This is a genomic window from Pseudomonas sp. TH06 (assembly GCF_016651305.1).
Taxonomy (GTDB): domain Bacteria; phylum Pseudomonadota; class Gammaproteobacteria; order Pseudomonadales; family Pseudomonadaceae; genus Aquipseudomonas.
The window spans coordinates 22,994-42,484 of sequence record NZ_JAEKEC010000004.1 but is presented as its reverse complement, the minus strand read 5'-3'; the positions used below and the strand labels follow the sequence as shown (position 1 = coordinate 42,484).

Genomic DNA, 19,491 nt, shown 5'->3' with positions numbered 1-19,491 from the left:
TCGTTTCAGACCTCGATCACACGGTATCCACCTTCAACGAATGATCATTCAGCATCCCGCTGATGATCGTCGCCGTGTCATGCCCGCTGGCGATCACCCCACCCGCCCCCGGCGTCACGCCGTAATGGCTGGCGAGGTTGACGCCGGCCAGATCAATGGTCTGGTTCGGCGTGGCGCCGGCCATAGCGCTGACGTCGATGCTGGTGAGCACCGACGCGCCGCTGCCGGTGACGGTGAAGTGCAGGTAGTCATCCAGCGACGCCGTGGTGCCGTTTTCACCTTGTAGCAGTTGCGACAGGTCGAGCTTGTCGGTGCCTGGGGTGAAGTCGGTGATCAGGTCGTGGCCGCTGTTGCCCTTGAGCCACTGGAAGGTGTCGGCGCCCGGCCCGCCCGTCATCGTGTTGTTGCCCATGCCGCCGATCAGCAGGTCATCGCCGCCGCCACCGTTGAGGATGTCGTTGCCCAGGCCGCCGTTGATCACGTTGTTATTGTTGTCGCCGGTCAGAGTGTCGTTGAAGTTCGAGCCGACGAGGTTTTCGATACCGGTCAGGGTGTCCGTCCCCGCGCCGACGGTGTTTTGCGCACCGAGCAGGCCGAGGTTGACCGTGACCCCGGCCGTGGCGTGGGCGTAGCTCGCGGTGTCGATGCCAGTGCCACCGTCAAGCAAGTCATTGCCCGGGCCGCTGTAGAGCAGATCGTTGCCAGCCCCGCCGTGCATTTCGTTGTTGCCCGAGCCTGCGGTCAGCACGTCGTTGCCATCGCCACCGTTGAGGATGTTGTCGCCAGTGCCGGCCACCAGAATGTCGTCTCCGGAGGTGCCGGTGAGGGTGTGGCCATCCTGATAGGTGATGGTCACGGCGGCGGAATCGCTGCCACCGTGGTTGTCGTTGGCGGTGTAGGTGCCGTGGAAGTCCGGGGTGATGTCGTGGGCCCCGGCATAATTGACCGTCATGGTCAGTTGGTAGTTTTCCGCAGCGGTGGTGTTGCTGCCGCTGGTGTTGGTGATGTTGGTCACGTGGATCTGGTACGTGCCGTCGGCGCTGGCGGTGATGGTGCCGCCGTCGGCGATGCTGACGAACGCCCCGCCGTTCACCGAGTACTCCATGGTGATGTGCCCGGCCGCCAGGTTGTGATCGAGGTTGAGGGTCTCGCCTTGTTTCAGTTTGACGGTGATCAGGTCTTCATCGTTGGCATTGGCGTTGGTCACCGCGCCGAGGTAGCCGCTGACCACCAGCACGGCGGTCATCGCCGCAGTGTTGGCGGCAAACGAATTACGCACGTCGGCGAGGTTCTGGTTGGCGGCGGTGTTGCTGGTGCCGTTGAAGGTGATCGCACCGCTGCCGGTGAAGTCCGCGCCCTTCGCGACCCATCCGGTGTTGAAGGTGGTCGGCGAGGCGTTGAGCGTGTCGCCATTCGGATCGGTATCGTTGGCCAGCAACAGCTCGCCCGGCACCACGATATTGCTCGATAGCACGTTGGTGATGACGTGGTCATCCGCCGCCACCGGAGGCGCGTTGGGGATCACTTTCACCGTCAGCGTCGAACTGGCGAGGTCGCCGTCGTTGTCGCTGAGGGTGAAGCCGATGTTCTCGGTGATCACCACCGTGGTGGTTTTTTGCGAGGTGTAGCTGTAGTCGCCGGTGTCGAGGTTGACCACCAGCGTGCCGCTGTTGTTGGTGGCAATGCTCACCGTGTTGTTCACGGTGTTAAAGGTGCCGTGGTTGGTGCCGCCGCTGGCGACCAGCGAGCCTTGTCCGCCGTTGGCTTTTGGATCGTAGGTGTAGGTGGTGCCGTCAACGACGATGGATTTGATGAAACCGCCATCGGCGCCGAACGTACCGCCCTCGCCCAACAGCGAACCTGTAACCGGCGCGCCTTCCACGGTGCCCGAGAGCACCGAGTTGAGCTGGTTGAGATCGGTAACCACCACCGCATTGGTGTTGGTGTGCGTGATGCCGTCGTACGCCAGCGGATCGAGGTTGGCGTTGCTCACGCCGCTGCCCAGGCCGATAGCGTAGTTCTTGATGTTGTTGGCATCGAGGAACGCTTTCAGCGTGGCTTCATCGCTGGTGCCGATGTCCTGGCCATTGGTGGGTTTGCCATCGGAGAAGAAGTACCCGACGTTCTGCGCCCCGGTGAGTTTGCCCGCGGTGTTGAACGCGTTGTACATGGTCGCGACGGCGGCATCGTAGTTGGTGCCGCCACCGGCAGTCAGGCCGGCGAGCAGGGTCTTGGCGGTCGCGACATCGACCCACACCGTGGTGCGGTCGGTGGCGCTGCTGCTGAAGGTCACCAGTTGCACTTTCACATCGCCGAGGTCGTCGTACTTGTCGAGCAAGGCACTGATTGCCTGCTTGGCCAGGTCCAGTCGTGACAGGCCCGGCACGCCCGAGGCATCGGCCATACTGCCGGAGATGTCGAGGACGATGAGAATGTTCGAGTCGATCTCCACGGCGGCCACTGAACGATCCGAAGCGACCGCTTTCGGTACGTCGTCGACGATGTTGACGACGATAGTGCTGGTGGTGCTGTTGCCCAGCGCATCGGTGGCTTTGTAGGTGAAACTTTCGCTGAGGGTGTTCGCGCCGTCGTTGGCATTCGGCGTGGTTTTCGGTGCCGAAGTCAGCGTGTAGGTGTAGGTGCCGTCGGCGTTGAGCTGGATCTGCCCGTAAGTGCCGGTGGCGCTACCGACCAGGGTGTAAGTGATCGCGCCGCTGCCGCCGGTGACTGCGCCGACCAGCGTGCCGGTGGCGGTTTCGCCGGTGTTGGTCGGATCGCTGCCGGTGACCGTGCCGGGGGCCAGATCCTGGCCGTCCTTGGTCAGGTCGAGGGCTTTTTCGTAGACCGTCACATCCTGATCGACCGAAGCCACCAGTTTGCTGTCGGCGACGTTGATGGTGATGGTGGTGGTGCTTTCGTCGCCGTCGCCATCGCGGATGGTGTAGGTGAACGTGTCGGTGGCGCCCGGTGGGCTCACCGAGTTCGGGTTGCTGTGGTAGACGGCGTTGCCCAACGCATCCAGGGTCAGGTAACCGAAGTTGCCGTTGATGTTGCTGTTGAGGCCGCCGATCGCCGACGTCGCAGTGTTGCTGCCGGCGCGCACGCCCACCACGGCCCCGCCCGCCGCGGCGCCATCGGCACCGGTGACGTCGTTGCCAAGCACGCTGATATTGACCGTACCGCCCTCCGCCACCGAACCAGTGTCGGCTTTGGCGGTCGGCAAATCATCGATGATGTTGACGTTGATCTGCCCGGACGCGGTGCTGCCGTCGCCGTCGGTGGCGACCACGTTGAAGTTCTCGGTGAGGCTGTTGGCACCGTTGCCGGTCGGATGCGCTTCGTTGTCGACCAGGGTGTAGCTGTAGCTGACCACGCCAGTGCTGGCGTTGTAACCGGTGATGGTCAGCGTGCTGCCCAACGGAGTGGTGACCGATTGCGGGAACCCTGCGGCCACGCCGTTGGTGACGACGGCGATACCGCCCACGGTCAGGGTTTGCAGGCCATCGAGTGCGGTGACGGTGAAGGTGCCGCTTTGGGTCAGCGCCGTTGGGTTGGGGCTAGTGCCGTCGCTGAGGTTTTTCTCGTAGACGGTGAGTTCACCACCATTGACGTCGAGGCCGTTGAGGATCACCGGGTCGTCGTTGTTGTGAATGTTCAGCACCAGATTGGCGGTGCTGGCATCGCCGTCGGAATCGGTGATGGTGTAGGTGAAAGTTTCCGTGCCGTTGCCATTGCCGTGCAGGTTTTTGAAGTCGGTATCGTTGGTGTTCAGCGTGTAGGTGTAAGTACCGTTGGCGTTCAGCACCAAGGTCCCGTAGGTGCCGGTGAAGGTACCGGCGGTGACGGGGCCAGTCGGTACGCGGTCGGCGCCTTGCACATCGTTGGTCAGGACGTTGCCGGTGAGGATCAGATTGGTTTCCGATGCGGTACCGACGTTGCTGTCGTTCACGGCTTTTGGCAGGTCGTCGATGATGTTCACATCGAGAGTCGCGTTAGCGGTGGTGCCGTTGTCGTCGACCACGGTGACGGCGAACTGCTCAGGCAGGTTATTCGCGCCGTTGGCGGTTGGATGCGCTTCGTTGTCGACCAGGGTGTAGCTGTAGCTAACGACGCCGGTTGTGGTGTTGAAACCGGTGATGGTCAGTGTGCTGCCCAGCGGTGTGGTGACCGATTGCGGGAACCCGGCGGCCACGCCGTTGGTGACGACGGCAATGCCGCCGACAGTCAGGGTGGTAACACCGTCCAGCGCCGTGATGGTGAACGTGCCGTTTTGCGTCAACGCTGTGGAGTCTGGCGCGCTGCCGTCGCTGAGGTTTTTCTCGTAAACCGTCAGCTCCCCACCCTCGACGTTCAAGCCGTTGATGACCACCGGATCATCGTTGTTGTGGATCTGCAAAACCAGGTTCGCAGTGCTGCTGTCGCCGTCCGAATCAGTGATGGTGTAGGCGAACGTCTCGGTGCCGTTGCCACCGCCGTGCAGATTTTTGAAGTCGGCGTCGTTGGTGTTGAGGGTGTAGGTGTAAGTGCCGTTGGCGTTCAGCACCAAGGTCCCGTAGGTGCCGGTGAAGGTGCCGGCAGTGACGGGGCCAGTCGGTACGCGGTCGGCGCCTTGCACATCGTTGGTCAGGACGTTGCCGGTGAGGATCAGATTGGTTTCCGACGCGGTGCCGGTGTTGCTGTCATTCACCGCTTTTGGCAGGTCGTCGATGATGTTCACATCGAGGGTCGCGTTGGCCGTGGTGCCGTTGTCGTCGACCACGGTGACGGCGAACTGCTCAGGCAGGTTATTCGCGCCGTTGGCGGTTGGATGCGCTTCGTTGTCGACCAGGGTGTAGCTGTAGCTAACGACGCCGGTTGTGGCGTTGAAACCGGTGATGGTCAACGTGCTGCCCAATGGTGTAGTGACTGATTGCGGGAAGCCTGCGGCGACGCCATTGGTGACTACGGCGATGCCACCGACGGTCAGCGTTGTCACGCCATCGAGTGCTGTAACGGTGAAGGTGCCGTTTTGGGTCAACGCAGCAGAATCGGGTGCGCTGCCGTCGCTGAGGTTTTTCTCGTAGACGGTGAGTTCGCCACCATTCACATCGAGGCCGCTGATGACCACTGGATCGTCGTTGTTGTGGATCTGCAAGACGAGGTTCGCAGTGCTGGTATCGCCATCGGAATCGGTGATGGTGTAGGCGAAGGTTTCGGTGCCATTGCCGCCACCGTGCAGGTTTTTGAAGTCGGCGTCATTAGTGTTGAGGGTGTAGGTGTAAGTGCCGTTGGCATTCAGCACCAAAGTCCCGTAGGTGCCGGTGAAGGTACCGGCGGTGACGGGGCCAGTCGGTACGCGGTCGGCGCCTTGCACATCGTTGGTCAGGACGTTGCCGGTGAGGATCAGATTGGTTTCCGATGCGGTACCGACGTTGCTGTCGTTCACGGCTTTTGGCAGGTCGTCGATGATGTTCACATCGAGAGTCGCGTTAGCGGTGGTGCCGTTGTCGTCGACCACGGTAACGGCGAACTGCTCAGGCAGGTTGTTCGCGCCGTTGGCGGTTGGATGGGCTTCGTTGTCCACCAGGGTGTAGCTGTAGCTGACGACACCGGTTGTGGCGTTGAACCCGGTGATGGTCAACGTGCTGCCCAACGGAGTGGTGACCGATTGCGGGAACCCTGCGGCCACGCCGTTGGTGACGACGGCAATGCCGCCGACAGTCAGCGTTGTCACGCCATCGAGTGCAGTAATGGTGAAGGTGCCGTTTTGCGTCAACGCAGCGGAGTCCGGTGCGCTGCCGTCACTGAGATTTTTCTCGTAAACCGTCAGCTCACCGCCGTTCACATCGAGGCCGCTGATGACCACCGGATCGTCGTTGTTGTGGATCTGGAGAACGAGGTTGGCGGTGCTGGTATCGCCATCGGAGTCAGTGATCGTGTAGGCAAACGTCTCGGTGCCATTGCCGCCGCCGTGCAGGTTTTTGAAGTCGGCGTCGTTGGTGTTCAGCGTGTAGGTGTAAGTGCCATTGGCGTTGAGCACCAATGTGCCGTAGGTGCCGGTGAAGGTGCCTGCGGTGACGGGGCCAGTCGGCACGCGGTCGGCGCCTTGCACATCGTTGGTCAGGACGTTGCCGGTGAGGATCAGATTGGTTTCTGATGCGGTGCCGGTGTTGCTGTCACTCACGGCTTTTGGCAGGTCGTCGATGATGTTCACATCGAGGGTCGCGTTAGCGGTTGTGCCGTTGTCATCGACCACGGTAACGGCGAACTGCTCAGGCAGGTTGTTCGCACCGTTGGCGGTTGGATGCGCTTCGTTGTCGACCAGCGTGTAGCTGTAGCTGACGACACCGGTTGTGGCGTTGAACCCGGTGATGGTCAACGTGCTGCCCAGCGGCGTGGTGACTGATTGCGGGAAGCCTGCGGCGACGCCGTTGGTGACGACGGCGATACCGCCGACGGTTAGTGTCGTCACGCCGTCGAGTGCCGTGATGGTAAATGTGCCGTTTTGGGTCAACGCAGCGGAATCCGGTGCACTACCGTCGCTAAGGTTTTTCTCGTAGACGGTGAGTTCGCCGCCATTCACATCGAGACCGCTGATGACCACCGGATCGTCGTTGTTGTGGATCTGCAAAACCAGATTTGCGGTGCTTGTATCGCCGTCGGAATCGGTGATGGTGTAGGCGAAGGTTTCGGTCCCGTTACCACCACCGTGCAAATTTTTGAAATCAGCGTCGGTCGGATTCAGCGTATAGGTGTACGTGCCATTGGCATTCAGCACCAAAGTCCCGTAGGTCCCGGTAAACGTACCCGCAGTCACCGGCCCGGTCGCGACACGGTCTGCGCCCTGCACATCGTTGGTCAGGACATTGCCGGTCAGCGTGAGATTGGTTTCCGACGCCGTCCCCGTGTTGTTGTCATCCACGGCTTTTGGCAAATCGTCGACGATGTTCACGTCCAGCGAAGCATTGGCCGTAGTGCCGTTGTCATCGACAACCGTCACCGCAAACTGCTCGTTGAGCGTATTGGCACCGTTGGCCGTCGGGTGCGCGTCGTTGTGATCCAGGGTGTAGCTGTAGCTGACAACGCCAGTCGCAGCGTTGAAACCGGTGATGGTCAGCGTGCTGCCCAGCGGTGTGGTGACCGATTGCGGGAAGCCAGCGGCGACGCCATTGGTGACGACGGCAATGCCGCCGACGGTCAGGGTGGTAACACCGTCCAGCGCCGTGATGGTGAACGTGCCGTTTTGCGTCAACGCCGTGGAGTCTGGCGCGCTGCCGTCGCTGAGGTTTTTCTCGTAAACCGTCAGCTCCCCACCCTCGACGTTCAAGCCGTTGATGACCACCGGATCATCATTGTTGTGGATCTGCAAAACCAGGTTCGCAGTGCTGCTGTCGCCGTCCGAATCGGTGATGGTGTAGGTGAACGTTTCGGTGCCGTTGCCGCCGCCGTGCAGGTTTTTGAAGTCCGCATCGTTGGTGTTCAGCGTGTAGGTGTAAGTGCCGTTGGCGTTGAGTACCAGCGTGCCGTAAGTACCGGTAAACGTACCTGCGGTCACCGGTCCGGTCGCCACACGGTCGGCACCCTGCACGTCATTGGTCAGCACATTGCCAGTCAGCGTCAGCAGCGTTTCCGAAGCGGTCGACGTATTGCTGTCATCCACAGCTTTGGGCACGTCGTCGGTGATGTTGACGTCCAGCGTGCCGGTCGCGGTGTCGCCATTGCTGTCGCCGGCAACCACCGTGAACTGTTCACTGAGATTGTTCGCACCGTCACCGGCTGCATGGGTTTCATTGCCGTTGAGGGTGTAGCTATAGCTGACCACGCCGGTGCTCGGGTTGTAGCCGGTGATGGTCAGGGTGTTGCCCAGTTGCGTGGTGATCGATTGCGGAAAACCGACGGCCACGCCGCCATTGATCAGGTTGATGCCGCCGATGCTCAGGCTGCTCAAACCGTCTGGTGCCGTCACGGTGAAACTGCCGCTCTGAGTCAGCGCACCGGGGTTGGCGGCCGAACCATCCGGCAGATTGGCTTCGTTGAGGGTCAACTCACCCCCCGGCACGGCCAGCCCCGTGAGGGTCACGATGTTGTTGACGGGGGGCGGCACGATGGGCGCCGGGGTGCCATTGTCGATGACCACGTTGTGGCGTTCTTCGGGAAACTCGGGAATACCGCCGAACCCGGCCGTCGGGAAACCGATGATCGGATCAACCCGTCCGCCGACTTCGGTCAGCAAGACAAAACTGTGGCCACCTCCCGCTTCGCCCGGCACACCGGTCGGCGCATTCGGGCCTGCGGCAGTGGCTTCAGCGGATTTGGTCGGGTCGTCACCGGCGGCAATGGCTTTCTGGATCTGCTCGACGTCGGTCAGTTGCGCTTCGCTCGGGGTCACCGCTTCGGGCGCGTTCACATGCGCCGCCTGATCGGCCAGCAACTGGCCGGTCATGGTCAGGCTGCTGTCGCGGCCCAGGGTCAACTCCTGGCCATTTTGCAGATGAACGGCGACGGCACCTTCAGCCCCGGTGATCAGTTGATCGCCTGCAAACAAGCGATCCCCCTCAACCAGTGCGCGTTTAGTACCGTCGGCTGACTGAGCGAAAACCTGGCCAATGACTTTAGTGACCGTACCGATGAGCGTTGCCATGTGAAATCCTCCGCTGCCGACCACCGTCGGCACTGGTAAGCGAAGCAGCCCATGGCTCAATCGGGTTGTCGGGAGCGACGCTCGCACCCTCGACAGTTCGTTTCGCAGGTAGCGCCTAAAGGAAACCTCAGTGCTATCAAGCACTTCCGAACCCTGTTCAAGGCAGCATGCCCACTAACGCTACGTAACGGCGGTGAATCACCCGAGTGACAAAAATCTGTCGCTCATTCTCCGCTACGCGTCCCTCCCCTTCAGCAGTACTTCGCCGTATGTCGCAAAGTGAGTGAAACTTTCCTCAAGCCTTTTTGCACTCCCTAAAGCGCATTAAACAAAGGCTTTCGTGCTGAACAATGTGCCGGATTTTACAAAGCGCATAAGTTTTTTTCGGCATAAGCCTTATGAAAATTTTTTCTTAGCTACGCTTCAGGATGTTCTTAGCTCTGTTGTTACAAGAGTGAAACGCCTACACCTAAAAATATCGTCAAATATTTGGCGACAGTAACACACCATCAGGACTCAGGGAGATGCACCCATGCGCGTTCTAACCCCCCTCTGCAGCGCGGTTTTGCTGGCCATGGCTTGCACTTCTCAAGCCCAGGCCATGAACCTCACCGAGGCGATCCAAAGCACGATTGCCACCCACCCGGAACTTGCTTCGCGCGTGGACGCCAAACTGTCGGCCGATGAACAAGTCAAAGTCGCCAGGGGTGGCTTCTATCCGTCGGTCGACCTGAATGCTGCTTACGGGCGCGGCTACAGCGATAACACCAACACCCGGTCGCTGACACCCAGCGGTCACAACACCGAAATTCTCAACTACACCCAGTCCGAACTGCGTCTGCGGCAAATGCTCTTCGACGGTTTCAACACTGCCAACGAAGTTGAACGCACCAAAGGCGTGTCCAACTCGCGCGCGTACTACGCGCAAGGCACCGCCCAGGATCTGGCCCTGCGCACCATCGAGGTCTACCTCGAAGTGCTCAAGCGCCGCGAACTGGTGACCCTGGCCAAGAACAACCTGCAAGCGCACTTGCGCGTCAACGATCAGATCGGCCTGCGTACCGAGCGTGGCATCGGCAGCACCGCTGACTCCGACCAGTCGGTGGCCCGTAAGGCGTTGGCACAGAACAACCTCGACACCGCCGAAGTCGACCTGGCCGACGCCGAATCGAACTTCTACAGCGTGGTCGGACGCATGCCCGATGAGCTGGAAACCCCGGCCTCGACCCGCGGCGAGTTGCCCACCTCCCTGCCGGAAGCTCAGCAGAGCATGGTCGAGAACAACCCATACCTGAAATCCGCGCAGGCCGATGTGCAATCGGCCGAGAGCCAGTACGAAGTGGCCAAATCACCTTTCTATCCACGCTTCGACGCCGAAGCGGCGGTGGGCGCCAACAACAACGTGCAAGGCGATGAGGGTCACGACAATGAATGGCGTGTAGGTGTGGTGATGAACTACAACCTGTTCCGTGGTGGCAGCGACAAGGCGCGACTGGCCTCCGATGCGCACCAGATCAATCAGGCCATGGACATCCGTAACAACGCCCTGCGTCAGCTCAACGAGAACATTCACCTGGCCTGGAACGCCATGGTCAACGCTAAGAAACAGACCCCGACCGCCCGCGAATATGCCGAAACCACCAAGCGTGTACGTGCCGCGTATCAGGATCAGTTCGGCCTCGGCCAACGTACCCTGCTCGACTTGCTCGACAGCGAAAACGAGCTCTACAACGCCAACCGCCGCTACACCGAAATTCGCTACACCGAGGAATATTCGATGTACCGCGTGCTGGCGAACATGGGCCAGTTGTTGAGCAAACAACGGGTGGTGCTGCCTGCCGACGCGATTGCCGCGACCGAGGTGAAAAATGAAGCACGCCTGCCTGAGCTGAAGTAAGCGAAAACCTTGTGGCGAGGGAGTTTGCTCCCGCTTGAGTGCGCAGCACTCAAGCTCTCGACACCGTTGGTTTCATGGGGCTGCTGCGCAGCCCATCGGGGATACATCCCCTCGCCACAGGTAATTGGGCAGCCATCAAGAGGGACGATCAATATGACCAGCATGGAACCCGGCCATTCCGGGATCGATCCGCGGCTGAGCTTCGATGATCCGTTACTCGACGGTCTGTTGATCCTCTGCAAACTCCATGGCGCGACGGTCAGTCGCGCCAGCCTGAGTGCCGGGCTGCCCCTGAACAAACAACGCCTGAGCCTCGATCTGCTGCCCCGCGCAGCCGCCCGGGCCGGGTTGCAGGCGCGTTTGCTGCGCCGTGATCTGAAAGACATCTCGCCACTGAACCTGCCAATCCTGTTGTTGCTCAACGACGGCCGCACCGCAGTGTTGCGGCGTTTCGGCGACGACGGCAAAGCGCTGATCCTGCCCAGCGAAGCCGATGGCGGCGAGCAATGGGTCAGCCGCGAAGAACTCACCGAGCATTACAGCGGCCAGGCATTGTTTGCCCGGCCACGGCATGAACTCGAAGACCTGCGCTCACCGCTGGTGCCGCGCGTGCATGCGTGGTTTCGCGACACCTTGAAGCTGTCGAAATGGCTGTACAGCGACGCGATCCTCGCCAGTTTCCTGATCAACCTTCTGGGCCTGATGGTGCCGCTGTTCGTCATGCAGACGTACGACCGCGTGGTGCCAAACCAGGCCACTTCAACCTTGTGGGTGTTGTCGATCGGGCTGCTGATCGGCACCGGTTTCGAACTGGTGTTGCGGGTGGTGCGCGCGCACCTGCTGGACACCGCCGGCAAGAAAACCGATGTGATCCTTTCCGCGACGTTGTTCGAACGCATCACCGGCATGTCGATGAAGGCGCGGCCGGCGACCATCGGCGGTTTTGCACAAAGCATTCATGACTTCCAGGGCCTGCGCGAATTCCTCACGGCAGTGACCCTGACCAGCCTGATCGACCTGCCCTTCGTTGTATTGATGCTGGTGGTGATCGGCCTGCTCGGCGGTTGGCTGGTGGTGATTCCGCTGCTGGCGTTCCCGATCACGATCATCTTTGCCCTGGCGATTCAGGTACGTCTGCGCGACACCGTGCAGAAGAGTTTGAGCCTCGGCGCCGAACGTCAGGCCTTGCTGATCGAAACCCTCGGTGGCCTGGAAACCCTCAAGGCTTGCAGCGCCGAAAGCGAGCGCCAGCACAAGTGGGAAAGCACCCACGGCGCCCTCACCCGCCTCGATAGCCATGCGCGCAATCTGTCGGCGCTGGCCACCAACGGCACGCTGTTCATCCAGCAGTTTTCCGGGATGGCGACGATTGTCGCCGGGGTCTACAGCATCATCGCCGGCAATCTCAGTGTCGGTGCGCTGGTTGCCAGTTACATGCTCGGTAGCCGCGTGCTTGCGCCGTTGGGGCAGATCGCCGGGCTGATCACCCGCTATCAGCAAGCGCAACTGACGATGAAAAGCACCGATGCACTGATGGGCCTGCCTCAGGAGCGTGACGGCAAGCAGCGGCCGCTGGAACGTACGCAACTGCAAGGCGCGCTGGACGTCAGCGGTGTGACGTTCCATTACAACGGCCAGAATGCGCCGGCCCTGAGCAATGTCAGCTTCAGCCTGAAACCCGGCGAACGGGTCGGCATCATCGGCCGCAGCGGTTCGGGCAAAAGCACCCTGGCGCGGCTGGTGATGGGTTTCTATGAACCGGAGGAAGGCCAGTTGCTGCTGGACGGTCTGGACCTGCGGCAACTGGACGTCGCCGACCTGCGCCAGCAGATCGGTTATGTCGCCCACGACCTGCCCCTGTTGGCCGGCAGCCTGCGCGACAACCTGACCCTCGGCGCGCGCTACATCAGCGACTCACGCATGCTCGAAGTCGCCGAACTGACCGGCGTCACCGAACTCGCCCGTCAGCACCCGCAAGGCTTCGACCGCCCGGTCGGTGAGCGCGGGCAATTGCTCTCCGGCGGACAACGCCAGGCCGTGTTGCTGGCGCGGGCCTTGCTGCTCGACCCACCGATCATGCTGCTCGACGAACCCACCAGCGCCATGGACAACAGCAGCGAAGACCAATTGCGCCAGAAGCTGCACGACTGGGTACAAGGCAAAACCCTGCTGCTGGTCACCCACCGCACCTCGATGCTGAGTCTGGTGGACCGGTTGTTGGTACTGGACAACGGCCGGGTCGTCGCCGACGGCCCGAAAGAAGCAGTCATCGATGCACTGCGCAAGGGCCGCGTCGGCTCGGCGGCGGTGTAGATGCGTACACATGATCATGGCTTTCACCAACCCAGTGGCTGCACAGAACCTGTGTCCTGCACAGAACCTGTGTCTACACAAAACCTGTGGCGAGGGGATTTATCCCCGTTTGGGTGCGCAGCGCCCATGAGATTTTTGGGGCTGCTGCGCAACCCAACGGGGATAAATCCCCTCACCACAGGGAAACTCTCTGGCCACAGAGAAGTTTTCTGGTCACTGGGAAATTCTCAGGCCCACAGGAAAGCTTTCTGTCCACTGGGAAGCGTATTGGTCACTGGTTTGTCATGCAGTTTGATTTTTCTTAATTGAGGGGTATCGCCCCATGTCGGCTTCTTCAGATAGCAAATCACGCGGCTACTTCGACAGTTTCGGCAAAAGCGCCGAAGCCGAGTACATGCCGGAAACCGCCGGCGCTTCGTTGCAGGACTCGCCGCGCTGGTCGCGGATCACCGTGTGGCTGGCGGCGGGATTGCTGATCTCGGCGCTGGTCTGGGCCAAATTCGCGGTGCTGGAAGAAGTGACCATGGGTGAAGGCAAGGCGATTCCGTCGAGCAAGGTCCAGGTGATCCAGAACCTTGAGGGCGGGATCGTCACTGAAATCTTTGTCCGCGAGGGGCAAATGGTCAACAAGGGCGACACCCTGCTGCGCCTGGATGACACGCGGTTTCTGTCGAACAAGGGTGAGAGCGAGGCCGATCGCTATGCACTGACGGCGCAGGTCGAACGGCTGTCGGCGGAATCCGAGGGCCGGCCGTTCAAGCTCTCCGATGAAGTGATCGCCAAAGCACCGCAAGTGGCTGAGGACGAGCGCTCGCTGTATGACCAGCGCCAGCGGCGGTTGGCCAGCGAACAACGCACGCTCAGCGAACAGCTGCGGCAAAAGACTCAGGAACTGGCCGAGTTCCGCTCCAAGCAAGGCCAGTTCAGTTCAAGTCTGGCGCTGTTGCAGCAAGAAATGAACATGTCCGAACCGCTGGTGAAAACCGGTGCGGTGTCCCCCGTGGAAATCCTCCGGCTCAAGCGCAGCGCGGTGGAAATTCGCGGTTCCTTGAACGCGACGACCCTGGCGATTCCCCGGGCCGAATCGGCGATTGCCGAGATCCGCAGCAAGATCGACGAGTCCGAGCAGACCTTCCGCTCCGAGGCTGCCAAAGAGCTGAACGAGAAACGCACCGACCTGTCGAAAATCACCGCCAGCAGCATCGCCATCGACGACCGCGTCAGCCGCACCACAGTGACCTCGCCGGTCCACGGGGTGATCAAGCAGCTCAAGGTCAACACCATCGGCGGCGTGGTCCAGCCGGGTAGCGACATGGTCGAAATCGTGCCGCTGGAAGACAACCTGTTGATCGAAGCCAAGGTGCGTCCGCAGGATGTGGCGTTCCTGCATCCGGGCCAGAAAGCTATGGTCAAGTTCAGCGCCTACGACTACACGATCTACGGCGGATTGAGTGCGAAACTGGAGCTGATCGGCGCCGACACCATTACCGATGACAAGGGCAACAGCTTCTATCTGATTCAGGTGCGAACCGATAAAAACCATTTGGGCGGGGATGTGAAACCGCTGCTGATCATTCCGGGGATGGTGGCGACGGTGGACATTATTACCGGGGAGAAAAGTGTTTTGGATTACCTGCTGAAACCGGTGCTGAAGGCGCGGACCGAGGCGATGCGCGAGCGCTAGATATCGCCGTAATCTGCGTTGACTGTGCAATTGCTATCGCGAGCAGGCTCACTCCTACATTTGGAATGCGTTCCCCTGTAGGAGTGAGCCTGCTCGCGATAGCGCCGGCCCAACCGACACTTATCTATCTCCATGATTACGCTGAAAAACCTCCTCCCCCATCGCCGCAATCTGCCCCTCGATCAACGCTTCGAACGGCTTGAGCAACGGCGCAAACGTGGTCGGGGCTTCGAGGGTTTCCAACGCCTGCACAATCGCCTCAATCGTCGACAACGCTCCCGGCCCCGGCGCCTTGCGCAGCCGATAGCGCGAAACCCCACCCTGCGCCAGCGTCACCCGTGGCAACGCCGCCAGCAGCGGATTGAGGTGCAACATCTTGCGCGCCTTGCGCCAAGTGCCGTCGGGCACCACCAAAAGCAACGGTTCGTCAGACTCGCCATACGCCTGCATCGGCTGCGCATCGTCCGCCGGAAACAATAACCGCGTCCGATACCCCGGCCGGTTCAGCAACGTCGGCAAATCCTCGAACACCTCGCCGACAATCAGCTCGGCATTGGTCAAACCCAGCGCCGCCAACCGCGCAGTATTGAGCGCATGACTGACCTCGCTCGGATGCTGCAACAGCAACACACGGGTGCGGCTGTCGAGACTGGGAATCAGCGCGCACAGGCAATGAGTCTGGGGGCGCAGGCAGCGCGGGCATTGAGGTCTGGACATGGGGCTTAGGCCTGATTGAGCTGGGCTTTGAGTAAATCGCGGAAGGTCTGGATCAGCGGCTCGCGGCTGCGGCCACGGCGCATGATCATTGAAAACGGCGCCTGATAACCGAAGGTCGCCGGTAGCAGCACGCGCAAGTCACCCTTGTCGGCCCAGGCCTGAGCGTAGTGCTCCGGCAAATAGCCGATGTAGGCGCCGGACAGCACCAGAATCAGCTGCGCTTCCATACTTTCCACGGTGGCGGCGCTGTGTTTGAAGCCGTGGCGGGCCAATTCGGCCTGACTCCAGTACCCACGCCCGACCATGCGTTGCTGGGTGATGACTTGCTCGGGAATGCGCCGCTCGTTGAACAACGGGTGCCGACTGCTGCAATACAGCCAGTGCTGCTCGCGGTACAGCGGCATGTAGACCAGACCGCTCATGCGCGTCGAGAACGCACCGATGGCCAGATCGAGACGGTTGTCCTGCACGCCGAGTTGCAGCTCATACGGGCTCATCACCGACAGATGCAAATGCACCGCCGGGTGTTCCTGACTGTAGGCGCCGATGGCTTCGGCGAACGGCAGGGCCTTGTCACTGACGGTGGAGTCGATCACCCCGAGGTTGAGCGTGCCGCGCAATTCGCCCTTGAGCGCGGCGGCGTATTGCTCGAAACCTTCGAGTTCGGCGAGCAGGCGCAGGGTCTCCTGATGAAACAGCTCGCCCTTGCTAGTCAGGCTGAACCCGCCGCGCCCGCGATGGCACAACACCAGACCGAGCGCGGCTTCGAGCTGGCTCATGTAGGTGCTGATTGCCGAGGTCGACAGGTTGAGTTCCTGCTGCGCGTTGGCAAAACCCTGATGGCGCACGACGCTGACGAAGATGCGCAACAGTTTCAGGTCGGGTAAAGCGTTGGCCATGCGGCTCTCCAAACATCTGTCGAACACTGATAACTTTGTGGTGAGGGGATTTATCCCCGATGGGTGGCGAAGCCGCCCCACGCCTGCAAATCGATTCATCAGGCATGCCGCGAGCAACGAATTTACGACTGCTGCGCAGCCGATCGGGGATAAATCCCCTCGCCACAGGGGTATCGGTGCAGGTTCGGGAAGTCTATCTCCAGCCTTGGCATTAGTTTAGAAAAATCTGAACTAAGTATTTGCCCGTAGCGATTCTTCCCCTCCACTACATTTCGCAGAATCGGCCCCACAGCGGCGTCCGAACCTTTGCTGGACGGTGCGCCGACATAAATAAAACAAAGACGATGAGGCCCTACCCGTGGACAAGATTCTTCACCAACCACTGGGCGGCAACGAAATGCCGCGCTTCGGCGGCATCGCCACCATGCTCCGACTCCCACATCTATCCACTGCTGCCGGTCTGGACGCTGCCTTCGTTGGCGTGCCGCTGGACATCGGTACTTCGCTGCGTCCCGGCACCCGCTTCGGGCCACGCGACATCCGCACCGAATCGGTGATGATCCGCCCGTACAACATGGCCACCGGCGCTGCGCCGTTCGACTCGTTGTCGGTTGCGGACATCGGTGACGTGGCGATCAACACGTTCAACCTGCTCGACGCCGTGCGCATCATCGAAGAAGCCTACGACAACATCCTTGAACACAACGTGATCCCGATGACCCTGGGTGGCGACCACACCATCACCCTGCCGATCCTGCGTGCGATTCATAAAAAGCACGGCAAGGTCGGTCTGGTGCACATCGACGCCCACGCTGACGTCAACGATCACATGTTTGGCGAGAAAATCGCCCACGGCACGACCTTCCGTCGCGCCGTCGAAGAAGGCCTTCTGGACTGCGACCGCGTGGTGCAAATTGGTCTGCGCGCGCAGGGCTACACGGCTGACGACTTCAACTGGAGCCGCGATCAGGGCTTCCGCGTGGTTCAAGCCGAAGAGTGCTGGCACAAATCGCTGGCACCGCTGATGGCCGAAGTGCGCGAGAAAGTCGGCGGCGGTCCGGTGTATCTGAGCTTCGATATCGACGGCATCGACCCGGCCTGGGCACCTGGCACCGGCACCCCGGAAATCGGTGGCCTGACGACCATTCAGGCGATTGAGATCGTTCGCGGCTGCCAAGGCCTCGACCTGATCGGTTGCGATCTGGTAGAAGTCTCGCCCGCTTACGACACCACCGGCAACACCTCGCTGCTGGCCGCCAACCTGCTGTACGAAATGCTCTGCGTACTGCCTGGCGTGGTTCATCGCTGAGGATCGGGTCATGAACGAACGTGATCAGGTTTTGCAAGCGGCCGCCGATCTGGTGTCCGCCTTCGCCCGCAACGATCGCGAAGCTTACTTCGGTGCGTTCAGCGCCGACGCCAGCTTCGTCTTCTACACCCTCGAACAGCCTCTGCTGTCGCGCGATGCCTATCAGGCCTTGTGGGACAGCTGGCGCGCCGAGGATGGCTTCGAGGTGCTTGCGTGCACCTCGAGCAACGCCTTCGTCAGCCTGCAAGGTGACGTGGCGATTTTCATCCATGACGTGGCCACCGAGCTGCGCATGCAAGGGGAGCAACACTTCAGCCAGGAGCGCGAGACGATTGTTTTCAAGAAACAAGCGTCGAGCCTAGAACAACAAGGCCATTGGCTGGCCTGCCATGAACATTTGTCCGCAATGCCGGAAGGGCTGCCATCCCCTTAGCCAAGACAGGTGACGTTCACGCACGATGAACGCGCCTTTATGATCGGAGCAGATCATGAATAACAACAACAACGACCAAAGCCTTACGCAGATTGAAACCCACGGGGTCGAACAGATCCCGGACAACGAACGCACCGCAGGCCCGACGGACTTGTTCCGGATGATCTTCGGTGGTTCGAATACCTTTGCCACCGCCGTGCTCGGCAGTTTCCCGGTGTTGTTCGGCCTGTCTTTTCAGGCGGGCGTCTGGGCGATTGTGCTGGGCGTGCTGCTTGGCTCGCTGATCCTCGCACCGATGGGCCTGTTCGGTCCGATCAACGGCACCAACAATGCCGTGTCGTCCGGTGCGCACTTCGGCGTGCACGGGCGCATCGTCGGCTCGTTCCTGTCGTTGTTGACCGCTATCGCGTTTTTCTCGCTCTCGGTGTGGAGTTCGGGGGATGCGCTGATCGGGGGTGCAAAACGCCTGATCGGCCTGCCGGAAACCGACCTGACTTTGGGCCTGGCCTACGGTCTGTTCGCGATTCTGGTACTGACCGTGTGCATCTACGGCTTCCGCTTTTTGCTGTGGGTGAACAAGATCGCGGTGTGGAGCGCCAGCCTGTTGTTCCTGCTGGGTATCTTCGCCTTCGCCGGTCCGTTCGACGTCAACTACGCCGGTACTGTGAACCTCGGTCAGCCGGGTTTCTGGGCGGCGTTCATCGGAGCTGCTCTAGTCGCCATGAGCAACCCGATTTCCTTCGGTGCGTTCCTCGGCGACTGGTCGCGCTACATCCCGCGTGACACCTCCAAGCAACGGATCATGGCCGCCGTCGTGCTGTCGCAGATCGCCACGTTCATCCCGTTCCTGTTCGGCCTGACCACCGCGACCATCGTTGCGATCAAGGCGCCGGACTACATCGCGGCGAACAACTATGTGGGCGGTTTGCTGGCGGTATCGCCGAGCTGGTTCTTCCTGCCGGTGTGCCTGATTGCGGTGATCGGCGGCATGTCCACCGGCACCACCTCGCTGTATGGCACCGGGCTGGACATGTCCAGCGTGTTCCCGCGCGTGCTGTCCCGCGTGAAAGCGACGCTGCTGATCGGCGTACTGTCGATTGCCTTCATCTTCATCGGGCGCTTTGCGGCGAACCTGGTGCAGAGCGTGTCGACCTTCGCCGTGCTGATCATCACCTGCACCACCCCGTGGATGGTGATCATGATCATCGGTCTGCTGGTGCGTCGCGGCTTCTACTGCCCGGATGACCTGCAAGTGTTCACTCGCGGCGAACAGGGCGGACGCTACTGGTTCAACCACGGCTGGAACTGGCGTGGTCTGGGCGCATGGATTCCGAGCGCGGCAGTCGGCCTGTGCTTCGTCAATCTGCCGGGGCAGTTCGTCGGCCCGCTGGGTGAAATGGCCGGCGGCATCGACATCAGTTTGCCGGTGACTTTGGGTCTGGCTTCGGTGGTGTATCTGACCCTGCTGAGCCTGTTCCCGGAACCGCGCGAAGTGTTCGGCCCGACGGATGCCCGGCGTGAAGCCGCAGTAAAACCTCAACTGCGTCAGGCCGCCTGACGCAGATCCCTGTAGGAGCGAGCCTGCTCGCGATGACGGCGGCACATCCAACAATGATGTG

Annotated in this window: 9 protein-coding genes; 6 read left to right on the top strand and 3 right to left on the bottom strand. The window is 61.0% G+C overall.

Annotation, left to right across the window (positions count from 1 at the left end; translation table 11 throughout):
• Positions 1-16: 16 nt before the first annotated feature.
• Positions 17-8,620 (bottom strand): retention module-containing protein, encoded by an 8,604-nt coding sequence (locus JFT86_RS27425; RefSeq protein ID WP_201239206.1) that lies wholly within the window; start codon positions 8,618-8,620, stop codon positions 17-19.
• Between the two features lie 532 nt (positions 8,621-9,152).
• Here JFT86_RS27425 and JFT86_RS27420 point away from each other — a divergent pair.
• The 3 genes from JFT86_RS27420 to JFT86_RS27410 all read left to right on the top strand — a co-directional run bounded on the left by JFT86_RS27420 (position 9,153) and on the right by JFT86_RS27410 (position 14,514).
• The gene (locus JFT86_RS27420) at positions 9,153-10,517 is read left to right on the top strand and encodes a TolC family outer membrane protein (protein WP_201239205.1); all 1,365 of its coding nucleotides are present in this window, start codon (positions 9,153-9,155) and stop codon (positions 10,515-10,517) included.
• 153 nt (positions 10,518-10,670) lie between these two features.
• The gene (locus JFT86_RS27415; RefSeq protein WP_201239204.1) at positions 10,671-12,830 is read left to right on the top strand and encodes a type I secretion system permease/ATPase; all 2,160 of its coding nucleotides are present in this window, start codon (positions 10,671-10,673) and stop codon (positions 12,828-12,830) included.
• Between the two features lie 322 nt (positions 12,831-13,152).
• Positions 13,153-14,514 carry an HlyD family type I secretion periplasmic adaptor subunit gene (locus tag JFT86_RS27410; RefSeq protein ID WP_201239203.1) on the top strand — a complete coding sequence of 454 codons (1,362 nt, stop codon included), beginning with the start codon at positions 13,153-13,155 and terminating at the stop codon, positions 14,512-14,514.
• Positions 14,515-14,634: 120 nt separating this feature from the next.
• Here the strand turns inward: JFT86_RS27410 and JFT86_RS27405 are convergent, their stop codons facing one another.
• Together JFT86_RS27405 and JFT86_RS27400 are read right to left on the bottom strand one after the other, a co-directional pair.
• Positions 14,635-15,231: a DTW domain-containing protein gene (locus tag JFT86_RS27405; protein ID WP_201239202.1), complete on the bottom strand. Its 597-nt coding sequence runs from the start codon at positions 15,229-15,231 to the stop codon at positions 14,635-14,637.
• 5 nt (positions 15,232-15,236) lie between these two features.
• Positions 15,237-16,130 (bottom strand): LysR family transcriptional regulator, encoded by an 894-nt coding sequence (locus JFT86_RS27400; protein ID WP_007956593.1) that lies wholly within the window; start codon positions 16,128-16,130, stop codon positions 15,237-15,239.
• A 358-nt stretch (positions 16,131-16,488) separates the two neighbouring features.
• Here JFT86_RS27400 and speB point away from each other — a divergent pair, with 358 nt between their 5' ends.
• From speB to JFT86_RS27385, 3 genes are read left to right on the top strand one after another with little or no spacing between them, the layout of a single operon-like run.
• Complete coding sequence (gene speB, locus JFT86_RS27395; RefSeq protein WP_201239201.1) at positions 16,489-17,439, top strand: agmatinase; 951 nt, start codon at positions 16,489-16,491, stop codon at positions 17,437-17,439.
• 10 nt (positions 17,440-17,449) lie between these two features.
• Positions 17,450-17,872: a nuclear transport factor 2 family protein gene (locus JFT86_RS27390; RefSeq protein WP_099758303.1), complete on the top strand. Its 423-nt coding sequence runs from the start codon at positions 17,450-17,452 to the stop codon at positions 17,870-17,872.
• A gap of 55 nt (positions 17,873-17,927) precedes the next feature.
• Positions 17,928-19,430, top strand: coding sequence for a cytosine permease (locus JFT86_RS27385; protein WP_201239200.1), 1,503 nt, complete (start codon positions 17,928-17,930; stop codon positions 19,428-19,430).
• Positions 19,431-19,491 lie beyond the last annotated feature (61 nt).

Coding starts and splice junctions, on each gene's coding strand:
- JFT86_RS27420 (WP_201239205.1), top strand. CDS start 9,153: ATGCGCGTTCTAACCCCCCTCTGCAGCGCGGTTTTGCTGGCCATGGCT.
- JFT86_RS27425 (WP_201239206.1), bottom strand. CDS start 8,620: ATGGCAACGCTCATCGGTACGGTCACTAAAGTCATTGGCCAGGTTTTC.
- JFT86_RS27400 (WP_007956593.1), bottom strand. CDS start 16,130: ATGGCCAACGCTTTACCCGACCTGAAACTGTTGCGCATCTTCGTCAGC.
- JFT86_RS27415 (WP_201239204.1), top strand. CDS start 10,671: ATGACCAGCATGGAACCCGGCCATTCCGGGATCGATCCGCGGCTGAGC.
- JFT86_RS27385 (WP_201239200.1), top strand. CDS start 17,928: ATGAATAACAACAACAACGACCAAAGCCTTACGCAGATTGAAACCCAC.
- JFT86_RS27410 (WP_201239203.1), top strand. CDS start 13,153: ATGTCGGCTTCTTCAGATAGCAAATCACGCGGCTACTTCGACAGTTTC.
- JFT86_RS27390 (WP_099758303.1), top strand. CDS start 17,450: ATGAACGAACGTGATCAGGTTTTGCAAGCGGCCGCCGATCTGGTGTCC.
- JFT86_RS27405 (WP_201239202.1), bottom strand. CDS start 15,231: ATGTCCAGACCTCAATGCCCGCGCTGCCTGCGCCCCCAGACTCATTGC.